At 71.3% G+C, this 15,192-nt stretch carries 18 protein-coding genes; 6 read left to right on the plus strand and 12 right to left on the minus strand.

From position 1 onward, the window contains the following. Positions 1–52: 52 nt before the first annotated feature. Both J2S55_RS17050 and J2S55_RS17055 read right to left on the minus strand, forming a co-directional pair. Complete coding sequence (locus J2S55_RS17050) at positions 53–286, minus strand: hypothetical protein (protein WP_306861725.1); 234 nt, start codon at positions 284–286, stop codon at positions 53–55. Positions 287–915: 629 nt separating this feature from the next. Next, positions 916–1,566, minus strand: a complete 651-nt coding sequence (locus J2S55_RS17055) for a class I SAM-dependent DNA methyltransferase (protein ID WP_306861727.1) — start codon at positions 1,564–1,566, stop codon at positions 916–918. A gap of 304 nt (positions 1,567–1,870) precedes the next feature. Here J2S55_RS17055 and J2S55_RS17060 point away from each other — a divergent pair, with 304 nt between their 5' ends. The 5 genes from J2S55_RS17060 to J2S55_RS17080 all read left to right on the plus strand — a co-directional run bounded on the left by J2S55_RS17060 (position 1,871) and on the right by J2S55_RS17080 (position 5,374). After that, on the plus strand, positions 1,871–2,458 hold the full coding sequence (locus J2S55_RS17060; protein ID WP_306861729.1) for an ArsR/SmtB family transcription factor: 588 nt from the start codon (positions 1,871–1,873) through the stop codon (positions 2,456–2,458). Further along, complete coding sequence (locus J2S55_RS17065; protein WP_306861731.1) at positions 2,455–3,186, plus strand: SRPBCC family protein; 732 nt, start codon at positions 2,455–2,457, stop codon at positions 3,184–3,186. The genes J2S55_RS17060 and J2S55_RS17065 overlap by 4 nt, the downstream gene beginning before the upstream one ends. A gap of 179 nt (positions 3,187–3,365) precedes the next feature. After that, a complete protein-coding gene (locus J2S55_RS17070) occupies positions 3,366–3,938 on the plus strand; it encodes a dihydrofolate reductase family protein (protein WP_306861733.1) in 573 nt (190 codons plus the stop codon). A gap of 242 nt (positions 3,939–4,180) precedes the next feature. Then, entirely contained in the window at positions 4,181–4,804 is a 624-nt protein-coding gene (locus J2S55_RS17075) for a hypothetical protein (protein WP_306861735.1), read from the plus strand. 147 nt (positions 4,805–4,951) lie between these two features. Further along, positions 4,952–5,374 (plus strand): hypothetical protein, encoded by a 423-nt coding sequence (locus J2S55_RS17080; RefSeq protein ID WP_306861737.1) that lies wholly within the window; start codon positions 4,952–4,954, stop codon positions 5,372–5,374. A 157-nt stretch (positions 5,375–5,531) separates the two neighbouring features. Here J2S55_RS17080 and J2S55_RS17085 read toward each other — a convergent pair whose 3' ends face one another. Beyond that, positions 5,532–6,257 carry a helix-turn-helix domain-containing protein gene (locus tag J2S55_RS17085; protein WP_306861739.1) on the minus strand — a complete coding sequence of 242 codons (726 nt, stop codon included), beginning with the start codon at positions 6,255–6,257 and terminating at the stop codon, positions 5,532–5,534. A 75-nt stretch (positions 6,258–6,332) separates the two neighbouring features. Here J2S55_RS17085 and J2S55_RS17090 point away from each other — a divergent pair, with 75 nt between their 5' ends. Beyond that, positions 6,333–7,280, plus strand: a complete 948-nt coding sequence (locus J2S55_RS17090) for an LLM class flavin-dependent oxidoreductase (protein ID WP_306861741.1) — start codon at positions 6,333–6,335, stop codon at positions 7,278–7,280. On the opposite strand, the gene J2S55_RS17095 is transcribed toward J2S55_RS17090, so the two are convergent. The 9 genes from J2S55_RS17095 to J2S55_RS17135 all read right to left on the minus strand — a co-directional run bounded on the left by J2S55_RS17095 (position 7,267) and on the right by J2S55_RS17135 (position 15,052). After that, positions 7,267–7,902: a response regulator gene (locus J2S55_RS17095; protein WP_306861743.1), complete on the minus strand. Its 636-nt coding sequence runs from the start codon at positions 7,900–7,902 to the stop codon at positions 7,267–7,269. The two genes, J2S55_RS17090 and J2S55_RS17095, sit on opposite strands and share 14 nt — an antisense overlap. Further along, entirely contained in the window at positions 7,899–9,002 is a 1,104-nt protein-coding gene (locus tag J2S55_RS17100) for a sensor histidine kinase (RefSeq protein WP_306861745.1), read from the minus strand. The genes J2S55_RS17095 and J2S55_RS17100 overlap by 4 nt, the downstream gene beginning before the upstream one ends. Before the next feature lie 262 nt (positions 9,003–9,264). After that, on the minus strand, positions 9,265–9,897 hold the full coding sequence (locus tag J2S55_RS17105; protein ID WP_306861747.1) for a DUF6875 domain-containing protein: 633 nt from the start codon (positions 9,895–9,897) through the stop codon (positions 9,265–9,267). Next, complete coding sequence (locus tag J2S55_RS17110) at positions 9,887–10,486, minus strand: GNAT family N-acetyltransferase (protein ID WP_306861749.1); 600 nt, start codon at positions 10,484–10,486, stop codon at positions 9,887–9,889. The genes J2S55_RS17105 and J2S55_RS17110 overlap by 11 nt, the downstream gene beginning before the upstream one ends. Continuing rightward, the gene (locus J2S55_RS17115) at positions 10,429–11,841 is read right to left on the minus strand and encodes a pyridoxal phosphate-dependent decarboxylase family protein (protein WP_306861751.1); all 1,413 of its coding nucleotides are present in this window, start codon (positions 11,839–11,841) and stop codon (positions 10,429–10,431) included. Before J2S55_RS17115 ends, J2S55_RS17110 begins: the two co-directional genes overlap by 58 nt. 16 nt (positions 11,842–11,857) lie before the next feature. Beyond that, positions 11,858–13,186 carry a cation:proton antiporter gene (locus J2S55_RS17120; RefSeq protein WP_306861753.1) on the minus strand — a complete coding sequence of 443 codons (1,329 nt, stop codon included), beginning with the start codon at positions 13,184–13,186 and terminating at the stop codon, positions 11,858–11,860. Between the two features lie 213 nt (positions 13,187–13,399). After that, entirely contained in the window at positions 13,400–13,663 is a 264-nt protein-coding gene (locus J2S55_RS17125) for a hypothetical protein (RefSeq protein WP_306861755.1), read from the minus strand. Between the two features lie 248 nt (positions 13,664–13,911). Then, positions 13,912–14,301, minus strand: a complete 390-nt coding sequence (locus J2S55_RS17130) for a nuclear transport factor 2-like protein (RefSeq protein ID WP_306861757.1) — start codon at positions 14,299–14,301, stop codon at positions 13,912–13,914. Positions 14,302–14,347: 46 nt separating this feature from the next. Continuing rightward, the gene (locus J2S55_RS17135) at positions 14,348–15,052 is read right to left on the minus strand and encodes a MarR family winged helix-turn-helix transcriptional regulator (protein ID WP_306861759.1); all 705 of its coding nucleotides are present in this window, start codon (positions 15,050–15,052) and stop codon (positions 14,348–14,350) included. Positions 15,053–15,192 lie beyond the last annotated feature (140 nt).

The raw sequence follows: 15,192 nt of genomic DNA on the forward strand, positions 1-15,192 counted from the left end.
GGCAGTGCTCCGCCGGGCTGCCGTTGTCCATCGGGGCTAGTCACCGAGGCGGCTAGCCATCGGAGCCGCCGTTGCAGTACTGCTGGTCCCACCTTGCGTCCCTGTAGCTGTAGCAGTAGTAGCAGCCGTCGTCTCTCCACTTGCACAGGTTGGGATTGGGGGAGGTGGGGTGCTGGGCCGACGCGCAGGAGCTTGGCGCGGAGGCCTGCGCGGTGCCGGTGACGGTGCCGGCGACGAAGAGCGTGGACGCCGCCAGCGCGACGGCGAAGAGCAAACGCTTGAGCATCAGAGATCACTCCCTGAGGTGAGGACCGAACCCCGATTGACGGGGATGACGGGCGTCGGTTCCGGGTCCCGGGATACGCCGATGCGGCGCTGAACATCACTCACACTAATCGCGTCGTCAGGTTAAATCTCCCAGCTAGCGGCAAAAAGTTACTTCTGGTTCATCACTACATAAATGTGATTATTCACATCCACCAGAGAAATATGGCATTACGCCCCAGTTGGCCACCACTGGCCTCCGGGCTGCGGGTCCGTATCGCCTGTGGAATCCTGGGCGTCACTTCCCAGGAGATTTCAGTGTGGCGCCACGGGGGCGGAAAATGACAGGCAAGGAAATCGGCGACATTGTTGGCGGAATCCTGGGAAGACAGATGCGGAAAGCGCATTCAAGAGATCTTGAGTCTGTGCTCATGACGGCATTCAGCGCGAGGGCCTCTGCCCGGTGGGCGTCGTGGAGGCCGTCAGGGAGATCGCCGCATACCCCGAAGCGTCTCGCCCGAGATGCGGCCTGCCGGCTCGATGCGCCGCGACACGTCCCCGCCGGTTCCCCCGAGGCGGAGGAATTCCGGCGAGGACTTCGATCGACACAGGCCAGACGTCCATGCGCTGGTGAGCGCGGGAGCTGAAGGGCTAGGCCGTACGGCGGGCGATGAGGTGGGCCTGCGGGAAGCCCCGCCGGGGGTCCTCTCCGGGAGCGACGATCAGCCGGGCCACCTCGGTGAGCCCGGCCTTGAGCAGCAGCTCGGCCACGCGGTCGGGCGAATACCGGTAGGCGAGGGACACCTTGTGGTCGAACGCCTCCGCCAGTTCGGTGGGGTGGTCGTAGCCCTGGAAGGAGATCAGCAGGTGACCGCCGGGCGCCAGCGCGCGGTGGAACTCGGCGAGCGTTCCGGGGAGCCGCTCGGGCGGGGTGTGGATGATCGAGTAGTTGGCCAGGAGCCCGGCGAGGGAGGCGTCCTCCACTTCAAGGGCGCTCATCAGCCCCACCTCGAAGCGGAGCTCCGGATGGGCGTCGCGGGCGATTGCGATCATCTCCGGTGACAGGTCCACGCCGAAGGCGGTGACGCCGAGGGAACGGAGATGCGCGGTGATGTAGCCCGGGCCGCACCCCACGTCCGCCACCAGGCCGTCGCCGGAGGCCCGGACCAGCCCGGCGAAGACGGGGATCATCCCGTAGTTGAGCGGATCGGAGTGGAAGCACTCGCCGACGAGCTCGGTGTAAAGGGCGGCGGCGCTGTCGTAGGCGGCGCGGGTGGCGGTGAGGAAGTCCGGCTCGGTCATGGGTGGCCATGCTAGGGCCTGTTCGGCGCCGTGGATGGTCGCTGCACAGGGCGCCGGGCCACGTGCGGGCCGCCATGACGATCACGCCCATCCACCGGCTCGGCGTACCGACCCGCAGGTTCGGTGTACATGATTCACCGGCTCGGCATACGCGACCCACCGGTTCGGCGTACGCGACGGGTCGAAGTCCGGTGTCCGCCCGCGGATCGCCGGCCATCACGGCTCGGGGACGGGCGGATGTCGCCGGTCCGCCGGCAAATAAAGGTTTCTTGACAAGAAAATTTGTCGGCTATAGCCTGCGATCATGCAGGACATCGTCGTGATCGAAGATCCGGCCGCCGCCGAGGTCTCGCTGGACCCCATCCGGGCCCGGCTGCTGGCCGAGCTCAGCGAGCCCGGCTCAGCGACCATGCTGGCCGCCAGGGTCGGCCTGCCCAGACAGAAGGTCAACTACCACCTGAAGACGCTGGAGGCGCACGGGCTCGTCGAGATGATCGAGGAGCGGCGCAAGGGCAACGTCAACGAGCGCATCATGCGCGCGACCGCGGCCTCCTACGTGATCTCTCCGACCGCGCTGGCGTCGGTCGAGCCCGACCCGGCGCGCTCCCCCGACCAGCTGTCGGTGAGCTGGCTGCTGGCCGTCGCGGCCCGGCTTGTCCGCGACGTCGGGGCGCTCATCACCGGCGCCGCCCAGGCGCGCAAGCGCGTCGCGACCTTCGCGATCGACGGCGAGGTGCGCTTCGCCTCGGCCGCCGACCGGGCCGCGTTCGCCGAGGAGCTCGCCGGGGCCGTCACGGCCCTGGTGTCCAAATACCACGACGAGTCCGCCGCGCACGGCCGCGACCACCGGATCGTCGTCGCCGTCCATCCGAGCATGAGGGAAGCCCGATGACACACCCGTTCGAGCTGAGCCAGGAGATCGAGCTCGGCGCCACTCCCGAGCAGGTCTGGGACGCGATCGCGACCGGGCCGGGCGTCGACTCCTGGTTCATGGGACGCACCGAGCTCGACACGTCCGTCGGCGGTCCGGCCGGCCTCACGATGATGGGCCACACCGAGCAGGCCACGATCACCGCCTACGAGCCGGGCACCCGCCTCGCGACCCGCGGTGCGGAGGCCCCCGACGGCCAGTTCATGGCGCTGGAATACCTCGTCGAGGGACGCGGCGGCGGCACGACCGTGCTGCGGCTCGTGCAGAGCGGCATGCTCGGTGACGACTGGGAGACCGAGTTCGAGGCGATGAAGGCCGGCTGGCCCATCTACCTGGAGACCCTCAAGCAGTACCTCACATATTTCACCGGCCGCACCCCGTCGGTCACCACGGTCGTCCGGCCCGGAGCGGGCGGCCCGGACACCGTCTGGAAGACCGTCACGGAGTCGCTGGGCGTCACGCCTGACGTCGGCGAGGGCGACGGCGTCCGGCTCCCGAACGGCTCCGCCGGGGTCGTCTACTACGCGAACCTGCCCGTCAATCTGGGCATCCGGACGGACGAGGGCCTGTACCGGTTCATCCACTCCGGCACCGCCCGCGGCGACGCCCTCGTGCTCGGCCACCAGAACTTCACGGGCCGCGACGAGCAGGCCGCGTGGGACGCCTGGACGGCCGAGCGCTTCGGCTGACCGGCCGGTCCTGACCAGCGGTGCCGGAACCCGGCAACGCAGCCCCATCCAAGCGGTGCCGGAACCCGGCAACACAGCCCCATCCAGCAGCGCAGCCCCGGATCCCCGGCAGCGCAACCCCGAATCAGCGGAACGACCCAGGAGGGACGAGACCCGTGCGCATTGTGATCATTGAGTTCATGAGCTTGGACGGCGTCGTGCAGGCGCCAGGCGGCCCCGAGGAGGACACCGACGGCGGCTTCGCCCACGGCGGCTGGTCGCACCCGTTCTTCGACCCGGAGGTGGTGGGCGGTGCCTTCGGCGACGCGATGACCAGTGCCGAGGCGCTGCTGTTCGGGCGCCGCACATGGCAGACGATGGCGGCGGCGTGGCCCGGGCGAGCCGGCGACCCGTTCGCCGACCGGATGAACGCCATACCGAAGTACGTCGTGTCCGACACGCTGGGCGACGACAAGCTGACGTGGGACAACACCACACGCATCCCCGGTGACGGGGCCGTCGCCCGCATCCGGGAGCTGCACGAGACCGACGGCGGCGACCTGTTGGTCATGGGGAGCCCCACGCTCGTGCGCACTCTCCTGCACGAGGGCCTGGTTGACGAGCTCCGGCTCATGATCGAACCGGTGATCCTCGGTGGCGGGAAGACGATCTTCCCCGATGACGGTGCGCTGCGCACGCTTGAGCTGGTCTCCACGGTCACCAGCGGCACGGGCGTGCACGTGTGCACCTACCGGCCGGTCGCCGAGGGGTAGGCCGGGTCGGCGGCGCCGTCAGCGCCGCCCCGGACGGGGCGCTGCCGTGGCGCTGTCAGAGCGTGACGCTCCGCGCCCGGCGGCCTGCCCGTCCGACGGGAGTTCGACCGTCACGACACCCTCCGGAGGCCGGCGGCACGGCCCGCGAGGACTCCGCCGGTATGCCGGGTCATCCAGCCGGGGACATTGCGCCACAACCAAGAGCACAGAGATCGACAAGTGGGGGCCGATAGCTTCCCGGCATGAGAAAACGATCTCTTTCCCTCGCCGTCGGCCTGGCCGCCGCGGCCGCCGTACTTGCCACCCCAGCCGCGGCCTCGGCCGCACCGGGATCACCGATGACCGCGGTTTCCTCGGACCTGTCGGCTTCGAAGGCCGAGGTCTTCTCCTTCCGGGGGATGAACCTGAAGCTCCCCGCCGGGTGGAAGGCGCACCGTGACGGGGACCGCGTCGTGGTGGTGACCGGGAAGTGCAAGAAGCCGGAGCCCTTCGCCGCGAACTGCCGGAGTTTCTGGGTGTTCGGCCCGAGGGCGATCACCAAGGTCCCGGTCGGAGGCGGTTCCATCACCTACACGGGCGAGAGCCAGTTCCACCCCTTCAGCGGAGTGGTGTCCTGTCCCTTCGACGCCAAGACCAGCTGGTACCCCGGGGAGAAGGCCTCCTCGACGGGTCTGCGCCAGGTCGGACCCGGCCACAAGGCGAAGTACACCGCCTGGCCCAACCAGTGCGTGACGGAAAGCGGCGGACGGCGGACGACGAGCTTCACCCAGCAGGAGTGGTTCCTGCCCGCGTCGAAGATCTTGGTGGTGGACGTCTGGAACACCCCGGGGCTGTCGGGGGTGCTCAAGCGCGCCACCTGGAGCTGACCGCGGATCGCGTGCCGGGCGAGGGCGTCCGGCACGCCGACCGGTCCGCGGCCGGATGGAGCCCGCCATTCCCTCCGAGGAATTGTTGATCCGCGGCCCCTCTCACAAGCTTGGGAGTGACACGGACACGCAAGCCAAGGAGAAGCAGTGACCTATATCGATGCTCGTGAGCTGGCCGGCCGCTACGTCGCCCTGTGGAACGAGCCGGACGCCGAGCTGCGCCGCAGTGCCATCAAGGAGCTGTGGGCCGAGGACGGCGGTCAGATCCTTCAGCCGCCCCAGGAGATCCGGGAGATCGCCGCGGGGCTGGGCTTCGACTCCACCACCCTCGAAGCGCACGGGCACGACGAGCTCGAAGTCCGGGTGACCCGCAGCTACGAGGAGTTCGTCGCTCCCGGGGAGTTCGTCTTCCAGCCGGTGGACAACGCCATCCGCCTCCGCGACGTCGTCAAGTTCAACTGGGAGATGGTCCCCGCCGGTGGCGGTGCGGCGGTGGGCGGCGGTCTGGAAGTCCTCGTCCTCGACGGGAACGGCCGCATCGCCACCGACTACATGTTCCCCGGCGCCTGACCGGCCGGGCGGTGGACAGCCGTCAAGGCCGGGCGATCGAGAGCCGCCGCCTCCCCTGCCGGGCCGACGGCGACCGGGGGTCGCCGCCTCCCCTGCCACGCCGATGGAGACCGGGGGGCGCCGCCTTCCCTGCCGGGCCGATGGCGAGTGGGGACTGTCACTCTGCCAGCAGCGCCGCCGTGGCCGCGTCGGCGGGCAGGAACGCCTCCAGCTTCAGCTCCGCCACGGTCACGTCGAGCGCGGTCGCGAACGTCGTGATCGTGGTCGTCAGCCGCAGCTCGCCGCGTGCCGAGCGCAGCCGCACGGGGGCGGCGAAGCCCACGTGCTCGGGCCCCGGCGCGACGTGCGGCACGTAACCGGACAGCTCGTCGTGGAGGTCGTCGCGCGGGATGCGGTCGAGGATGTGCTGCGCCCACTGCGCCAGGTTGACGATGCGCGGCGCCAGACCCTCCGGGTGCAGTGAGAGGCGCAGCACGTTGACCGGCGGGCGCAGCAGGTGCTCGGCGACGCCCTCGGTGAGCAGGCCGAACGCGTCGTTGGCGAGCACCAGTTCGTGCCTGGCGTTCACGACGATCGCGGGGTAGGGCAGGTGTCCGCTCAGGATGTGTCCCAGCGCGGTGCGCACGTGCTCCAGGCTCGGGTCGTCGAGGGGGGTCTGCGGGTAGACGGGGGCGTAGCCGGCCGCGAGCAGGAGATCGTTGCGCTCCCTGAGCGGCAGCTCCATCGACTCGCCCAGCCGTACCACCATGGTCCGGCCGGGCCGGGAACGGCCGCTCTCCATGAAGCTGAGGTGGCGCTGCGTCGTGCCGGCGCGCAGGGCGAGGTCGAGCTGGCTGAGGTGGCGGCGCTGCCGGGTCGCACGCAGGGTCTGAGAGAAGTCCACGCTCCCAGTCTGCTGGGTCCGTCGATTCCCTTGAGGGAATTGTTGATATTCACAGTGAGGAGCACGATCCGTTCCATGAACACGCGACTGGGGGTCCTGCTCCCCACCAACCACAGCCAGTGGAACGACGCCCGGCGGCTGGTCGACTTCGGTGTCCACGCCGAACGGCTCGGCTACGACTCGGTCTGGGCCAACGACACCCTGCTCGGCGCGCGCGTCGAGCCGCTGGCGATGCTCGCCGCCCTCGCGCCGGTGACCGAACGCGTCACGCTCGGCACCGCGGCGCTGCTGCCCGCTTTCCGCCGTCCGGTCACGGCCGCGCAGGAGCTGGCCTCCATCGACCACCTGTCGGCCGGCCGGCTGACCGTCACCGTGGGCGCGGGCTTCCCCGGCCGGTCGGAGATCGAGTACGCGGTGTCGGAGGTGCCGTGGGAGCGCCGCTTCGGGCGGCTGGACGACACGGTCGCCCTGTGGCGGGCGCTGTGGGCGGGTGAGCGGTCCTTCCACGGCAAGGTGCTGCACTTCGACGAGCTGCCCGAGTCCACGCCGTCCTACCGGCCCGGCGGGCCGCCGATCTGGCTGGGCGGGGCGAGCCGGTCGGCGCTGGAGCGCACCGGGCGGTACTACGACGGGTGGCTGCCCTACCCGCCCGACCCCGCCGACTACCGCGCGGGTCTCCAGTCGGTACGGCAGGCCGCGGGGGCGGCGGGGCGCCCCGCCGACGCGGTCACCCCGGCGCTGTTCGTCACGGTGCTGGTCACCGACGACGCGGAGCGGGGCGAGCGGGAGCTCGACGCCTACTGCCGGGCCACCTACGGCCTGCCGTACGAGACGGTGCGGACGATCCAGGTGCTGGTCGCCGGTCCCGCCGAGCGGGTGGCCGGCACGCTGGCCCGCTACGCGGAGGCGGGCGCGGAGCACCTGGTCTGCCGCATCGCGGCCCCGACCCTCGACGCGCAGCTCGAACAGCTGGAGCTGATCGCCGAGATCGACCGGCGGCCGGCGCGGGCTACGGACCGGTGACGGTGCCGGAGCTCCACGCCCAGGCCGCGATGCCGACCCGGTTGGCCGCGCCGAGCTTGCGCTGGACGTTGGCGACGTGGGTCTTCACCGTGCCGGAGCCGATGAACAGCTCGGTGGCGATCTCGGCGTTGGTGCGGCCGTGGGCGACCAGGCGGGCGATCTCCAGCTCGCGCCCCGTCAACGGCTCGGCGGGCGCGGGTGACGCGGCGGGCGCGCGCAGGTGAGCCAGCAGGCGTACGGTGACCTGCGGGCTGATCAGCGTGTCGCCGGCCATGGCCGCGCGGACGGCCTCGATCAGCAGCGTGGGCCCCGACCGCTTGAGCAGGAAGCCGCAGGCGCCGTTGCGCAGCGCGGTGTGCACATACTCGTCCAGGTCGAAGGTCGTCACGACGATCACCCGGGTCTGCCCGGCCAGCAGCCGGGTGACCTCAAGCCCGTCGAGCTTCGGCATGCGGACGTCGGCGAGCACCACGTCGGGCCGCAGGTGCCGGGCCAGGTCGACGGCGCTGCGGCCGTCGGCGGCCTCTCCCACCACGGTCATGTCGGGCTGGGAGCCGAGGATGAGCCGGAAGCCGATCCGCACGTCCTCCTGGTCGTCGGCGATCAGGATCCGGGTGGTCATGTCGGCTCTCCACGGTCGGCGGTCGGGCGCCTCACACGCGCGCCGGCGTGCCGGAGCCTCCGGGGCGGATGGGCGGGCAGGAGCGCCTCGACCCGCCAGCCGCCTGGCTCGGGGCCGGCCGACAGCGAACCGCCGAGCACCTCGGCCCGCTCGGTGAGCCCGACCAGGCCGAAGCCGCCGCGGCCGGCCGCCTCGGAGTGGCCGCCGCCGTCATCGGTGACGCGTACGCGGACCGACTCTCCCACGCGGGCGACGGCGATCGCCACCGAGGTCGCCTCGGAGGCGTGGCGGCGCACGTTGGTGAGCGCCTCCGTCACGACCCGATAGACGGTGGCGGAGGTCTCCTGGGAGAGCTGCCGCTCCAGCCCGGGATCGACCGAGAGGTCCACCCGCACCGACGGGGAGTAGCCGGCGACGAGCTGTGCCAGGCCGTCGACCCCCGGCAGCGCTCCCGCCGTGCCGGACCCGGCCTCGTCGGCTCCGTGGAGCATCTGGACGGTCCGGTCCATGGCGGTCAGCGCCCGCTGACCCGCCTCCTCGATGCGCCGCAGCGCGTCGGCGACCTGCGGCGGGAGCGGTCCGGGGGCGAGCTGGGCGGCCTGCGCCTGGACGAGGATCCCGCTCACGTCGTGGGCGACGAAGTCGTGCAGGTCACGGGCGAGCACGAGCCGCTGTGTCCGCTTGGCCTCGGCCACCGCGCGGCGCCGGCCGCTGTCCAGCATGCGGAGGTAGAGGCCGACGCCCGCCGCCGCGACCGCGAGGAGGGCCCAGCCCGCGCAGGAGCCGACGGCGAAGGCGAAGTCGCCGGGCCAGAGCACGCGGACGAGCATCAGCGCGACCGCGCCTCCCGCGAGCCCGGCCGAGACGGCGGCCTGCGGGGCCGGGGCGTGTCTGACGGCCAGGAGTGTCAGCGCGAGCAGGGGCGGCACCTCGGCCAGCGTCCAGGAGATGGCGTCGCTGTGCCATCCGCCCAGCGGATGCGCGGCGGTGATCGCGATCGAGATCGCCCCGGCAGCCATGGCCGGCCACGCGGGTGGTACGCGCGGCACCAGCGCCACGGTCATCGCGGCGAGCGCCAGGAGCGCGGCGACCAGATCCATGGGCCGACTCTATTGGGACGCCCGGCCGCGGGAGATCTCCCGAAAGGGAGAGCGTCCACGGCACCCTCCGCGCGGGATCCGCCGGACGGCAGATGGACCCGCCGCCCGCCGCCCGCCGCCTGACGCCTGACGCTTGAACCGCAGAGAGGTCCGCGGATGGCCGGAAGCCGACCGTCCGCCCGGTCCGGCCGGGATCATCTGCGGGGATCCCGGCCGGGCCCGGAGGGCGTGGAGAGCCTGACGCCGCCGGCCGCCGGGGCGGTCAGCTGGACGCCATCCTGCTGACGAGCTGCGAACGTACCCGGCCGGGGATCAGCGGGGCGAAGCGTTCGAGATAGGAATCGAGGTTGCTGGTCTCGTCCCAGAGGAAGGGGAGATCCAGGCCGAGCATCGTGCGGATCGCCAGCAGCGGGATCGGGGAGCGCAGCGGGCGGAACTCCTCGTTCCAGAGACCCGCCTCGGCGCAGGTGGGGTGGAACTGGCCGATCATCAGCCCGTCGGCGACGTACTCATGCTTCATGCGCCGCTGCAGCTCGTCCAGCTCCCCGGAGTCGTCGTGGTCGAAGTCGGGGAGTATGACGACGAAGGTCAGCAGCTCCCGGTCGGAGGGCGGCAACGTGCCGGCCATCGCCTGGAACCGTTCCCGGAAGGCCGACAGCGCCTCACCTATCCGCTCGACGTCCGTCACGTCGTCCTGAACGGCCAGATAGAACAGGTCACGCCGTAACGAGGGGGCGCTGAAGGGGCACACCGGCCCGCGGCGGCCCAGCTCGGGATGGCCCGCCGTGAGATATCCGCGGCTCCAATCCAGGATCTTCCGCAGTTCCGGCAGACGAGGATGGTCGAAGCCCGCGGCCACCTCGGCGGCGGACCACAGGCGTGGTTCAGAGCACATACGGATCCCGCCACATCGGACGCAGGCGGGGGCCGCCGGGCATCACGATCTCGGGTCCGTGGTGCTCGAACCCGAACCGGCGCGCCACCGCCTCCCCGCCCGGGGAGCTCGCCTCCAGGTAGGCGGGGACGCCGTCGCGGTCGCAGCCGTCCAGCACCTGCCGCATCATCTGGGCGCCCAGGCCGCTGCGCTGCAGGTGCGGTGCGACCGCTCCGAAACCGAGATACAGGTGCCGGGGGGCCGCCGGGTGGTGCGCCTCCTGGAGCCTGACGATGGTCAGCAGCGCGTCGGCGTACTCGCCCGCGACCTCGCGCAGCCGCGTGGTGAAGTCCGCACCGGGGTCCTCGGCTCCGGGCGGGGTCGAAAGCACGACCGCCTGGCGGTCCTCCGTCGTGAGCGCACCCTCCTGCGAGATTGATAAATCAAGAAATATCCGGAAGAAGCCGGGAAGGATCTGCTGCCGTCGACGGGGGTTGGGGAAGGCCCAGACGGTCAGCGCGTCATCGAAGAACGACTCCGCGAGAAGTGTGGTCAGGGGTCCGGTATCGGCGCCGGTGGCCGGTCGGAGGGTGATGACGGGACTGGACAAGGGTGACTCCTTCCTCCGGCGAGCTCCTCAAGGCGGCGGTGCAGGTGCTCAAGGATGTCGCCGGCTTCGGGTTTGATCAGGACACTGCGGAGGACGCGGGCGTGCGGGGCGTCCGCCACCAGTCGGGGATGGCGCCCGGTGAGCGCGTGGCCGTCCACGCGCAGGGCGCTGACGTAGACGGGGTCGGCGCCGGCCATGCCCGCGTTCAGCACCCGGGCGGTCGCGGCGTCGACGCCGGCCAGCGTCGGCTCGGACGGGAAGTAGGTGACGATGTCCAGCTCCGGCGGCTGGAACAGCGTCAGGTGCGGGGAGTCCTGGAGCAGCCCGGCCCAGCGCCGCGCCGCCCGGAGGCCGGGCAGCAGGACCCGCCCGAGCCCGTCCGGGGTCGCCGGCAGCAGCCGCAGGGTGAGCCAGAGCGCGGCCGCCGCCGCGCCGGAGCGGGAGCACTCCAGGCTGATCTCACCGAGGTGAAGGTCGCTCTCGGTGAAGTAGGTGTAGGGGGAGTCGTGCCGGTAGTGCCGGGCGACGGCGGGGTCGGCGAACAGCACCGCACCGCATCCGTAGGGCTGCAGCCCGTGCTTGTGGGGGTCGACCACGACCGAGTCGCAGGACGGGATCGCCTCCCACGGGCGGGGGTCGAACAGGCCCTGGCCGGCGAGCAGGGTGAAGAACCCGCCGTAGGCGGCGTCGACGTGCAGGCGCACGCCGTAGCGCTCCTTCAGGGCCAGGGCCCCGTGGACCGGGTCGACCGCGCCCGTCCCCGTCGTCCCGGCGGTGAGCACGACGGTGCCGATGCGCTCCCGGCGCAGCAGGGCCTCCAGCGCGTCGAGATCCATCCTGCCGTGCAGGTCGACCGGCACGCTGTGGCCCGCCATGCCGAGCACACGGCACATCCGCGCGTGCGTGAAATGGCTGTCCGCGCTGTAGGCGACCCCCGCGCCCGGGTGGCTCTCGCGGGCGACGTACAGGGCCTCGAGGTTGCCCATCGTCCCGCTGGTCGTGAGATGTCCGAGGTGGTCGGGGAGGCCGAACATGGCGGCGAGCTCCGCGATCACCTCCCGTTCCATGTCGGCCGTGGCGGGCCCGCCCTCGCGGGCGTGGTTGTTGGGGTTGACGAGCATTGCGGCGAGATAGCCGACGATCGCCGCCGGGTGGGGCGGTTTCACCATCTGCCCGACGTAACGCGGGTGGAAGAAGGGGTAGTTGTCCTGCAGGCGCTTGGTGAGGTCGGCGAAGGCCGCGCCGAACTCCTCGTCGCCGACGTGGTGGGAGGGGTGGGGGGTGAACGGGCCGAAGCCGGCGCTCCACCCGTTCACCGCCTCGACCGCGCGGCCCAGCCAGTGCTGGAGATCCATCGTTGACCGGTCTCCCTCAGCCCACACGTTCGAGGACGGGCCTGACCGGCGTGGACAGGTCCAGGTGGACCTTGTGGCGCTCGTCCTCCTCCGGGGTCTGCTCCACTCGGGCCATGGCGATCCGCAGGATGGGCGGGGCGATGACCGAGGTGACGACCGCGACCAGGATGATGATGGTGAAGATCTCGGTGCTGATGACACCCAGGCGCAGGCCGACCATGGCGACGATGACCTCGACGACGCCGCGGGCGTTCATCCCGGCGCCCAGTGCCAGGGCCTCCCACTTGTTGAGACGGCTGGCCCGGGCCCCCAGGTAGGCGCCGATGAACTTGCCGGCGATCGCGACGGCGAGGATGAGGAGGGCGAAGCCCAGGACGTCCAGCCTGGCGAGGGCGGTGAGATCCATCCGGAGCCCGGCGGTGGCGAAGAAGAGCGGGGCGAAGACGGCCAGGACCACGGTGCGCAGCGGCGCCAGCCGGGCCGGGTCGGGCTTACCGTACTCGCTGATGAGGATGCCCACGACGAAGGCCCCGAAGATGGCTTCGAGCCCGAGGGCGTGGGTGCCCGCGGAGGCGAGCAGGATCAGCACGACCGCGGTCGCGATGGTCGGGGTGGCCTCCGCCGAGCGGCCGGCGAGCTGGAAGGCCTTGCGCACGAGCGGACGGCCGATGACGGCGGCGAAGGCGAGCACGGCGACGAGGTAGGCCAGGGACAGGGCGATGGTGCCCGTGCGCAGGCCGGTGGTGGCCATCGCGGACACGACCGAGAGCATCAGCCAGCCGAAGGCGTCGTCCACCATGCCCGCGGTCAGGGTGAGCTGGCCGATGTTGCGGTGCATGAGGTTCATGTCGATGAGCGTCTTGGCGATCACCGGGATCGCGCTGACGCACATGGCGACCCCGAGGAAGAGCGCGAACACCGTCTGGTCCTTGCCCCCGTTCAGTGCCTGGGGCAGCAGCAGGCCGGTGCCGACGCCGAGCCCGAGCGGGATCACCAGCCCGAACCCGCTGACCTTCACGGCGGCCCCGCCCTGCCTGCGGATCAGCTTCATGTCCAGGTGGGCTCCGGTGATGCCGACCAGCAGCAGCACGCCGATCTGCCCCACCGCGTCCAGCATGTGGAACTGTTCGGCCTCACGCGGTATCAGCCAGCCGGCCAGGTCGGGGGCCACCTGGAAGAAGAGCGAGGGGCCGAGGACGACCCCGGCACACAGCTCGCCGACCACCGCCGGCATCTTCAGCCGTACGGCGAGGCGGCCCAGCGCGAGTGCCAGGAGGAGCAGCGCACCGAGCTGTAGCAGGAGCAGCAGCATCGCGTGCGCCCCGATGGGGGAGATGGGGGCCATGGGATCAACCTCCGGGTAGATCGGTCGGGGGTTCGCACTCCGGTTCCGTGGACCGCCCGGCCAGCGGCGGTCGGTTGTTCTCCCGCGGAATGCGCCGGTCCGCATCGCGCGTTCCGCGGCCGCCGTGACCGGACCGGCCGGCGTGGTAATCGTCGCCGCTGGTTCCTCGCGCGAAGGTTCCAGTGGAATTTCTGGCGTGGAAATCGATCGGCATCATTTTTTCGGGTCCTCCGGATTTCTCCAGGGCCGTATCCATCGATGGTCGGGATATTCCTCGGCATACTCCGACGGAAATTCCGCGCCACCGGGGAATGTCACGCTCACCCCTCCGATCTGCACCGATCGGGCGCCGAACGTCAGATCGGCAGACCCGCAGCCTGCCATGATCACATTGTGGTGAGTCCCTGATTCTCCGGCCATCGAGACCTCTTCTCTACGCGTGCGCGCATGGAGTTCGATCGAAAGCCAGAATGCCATCGGCCGGCTGATCCGGCACCGAGGAGATACCCGAAGGAATTGTCTGCGGATCCGGCCGCGGGCGTCCTTGCCCGGGAAATACGAATGCGCGAAAAAGCTGGGCGCGGGGCCTCACGGCGGAGGTCCTGCCGGGCGCGAGGCCCTGTGGCGGGGTCCGGTCGGGCGTGGGGCCCGGCGGTCGGGATGTGGCCGGGTGTGGGCGGCCACGGTCACTCGTGGACAGGTGGCCGCCCGGCCCCGGCCGTGGGTCAGCCGCCGGTCGGGGCCTGGTCCACCATCGCCCTCATCGGCTGCCAGGGCGTCGCGTCGAAGATCAGCGTGATCGAGGTGATCTTGCCACCGTCGAGGCGGAAGTGCTCGGCGGTGCGCTGGGTGCCGGCGGGGGTGGCGGTGTGCACGTCGTAGACGAGAGTGGCCTCGGACTCGCCGTACAGTTCACTGATCATGTCGACGCCGGTGACCACCTGGAGGAATCCGGCGAGGCCGGCCAGGTGGCCGGTGGGGTCGGTGGAGCTCATGAGCGGGCTCCGGAAGGTGAACGCTCCGGCGAGGCGCGCGGCGGCTCCGGGCACGTCTCCCCGGAATCTGGCCTCGTGGTAGCCCCGGACGATCTGCCGGGTCTGGGTCTCGGGGGTCATCGGGCTCCGATCTCGTGGCCGTCCTGACGGCCGGTGGGGGGCGGGCTCACGGCTGGGTGCCCGGGTCGGCGGTCTGGCCCGGCCCGGCGGTTTGGCTCGGGTCAATGGTCTGGCCTGGATCGGCGGCCTGGCCCGGCCCGGTGGCCTGGCTCGGGTCGGCGGTCTGGCCTGGGTCGGTGGCCTGGTCCAGGCCGGTGATCTGGCTCAGGTGCCGGGCGAGCCGGTGCTGGTTGTCGGCCAGGCGCAGGCACAGGTGGCGTAGCTGGGTCAGCTCGTCGGGCGTGAAGCCCCGGAAGATCGCCGCCATGGCGGCCTGGCTGGGCCGGCGGAAGGCTTCGATCCACGCCCGCCCGGCGGGGGTGATCTGGGCCAGGACGGAGCGCCGGTCGTGGCGGTCGGGGACCCGCCGCGCCAGGCCGTCGCGTTCGAGCGTGTCGACCAGCCCGGTGACGTTGCGGGAGCTCACTCCGGCCGACTGGGCCAGTTCGCCGATGCTGGTCCCGTCGTCGGCCGAGGCGTCCAGGCGGAGCAGGATGTCCAGAGCCCCCGAGCTCAGCCCGCGGCCCTGGGCCCCGTGGGCGCGCATGCGCTCGACGGCGTGGAAGGCGGTGCGGACGGAGGCCGCGGCTTCGAGGGCGAGGGTGTCGTCCCCGCCGGCGAACCGGGACATGGCGGCCCTCGCCTGAGGGTCGAAGAGGCGGCCGTCGGGGTCGCGGTCGAAGTCGGTCGATGATTTATGTACGTCCTTCATGATGAAGGAGCACTTTAGTACGTGCTTCGATAATTTGTCGACGCCGGGTGTCCCTCCCGGCCGGACCTGGGAGGCCGGAGGGAGGGGCACCCGGCGTCGGTCGTGCCCGGGGCGGGCCGGGAGAGCCGTGCCCGGACCGG

The sequence above is a fragment of the Streptosporangium brasiliense genome (assembly GCF_030811595.1).
GTDB lineage: Bacteria > Actinomycetota > Actinomycetes > Streptosporangiales > Streptosporangiaceae > Streptosporangium > Streptosporangium brasiliense.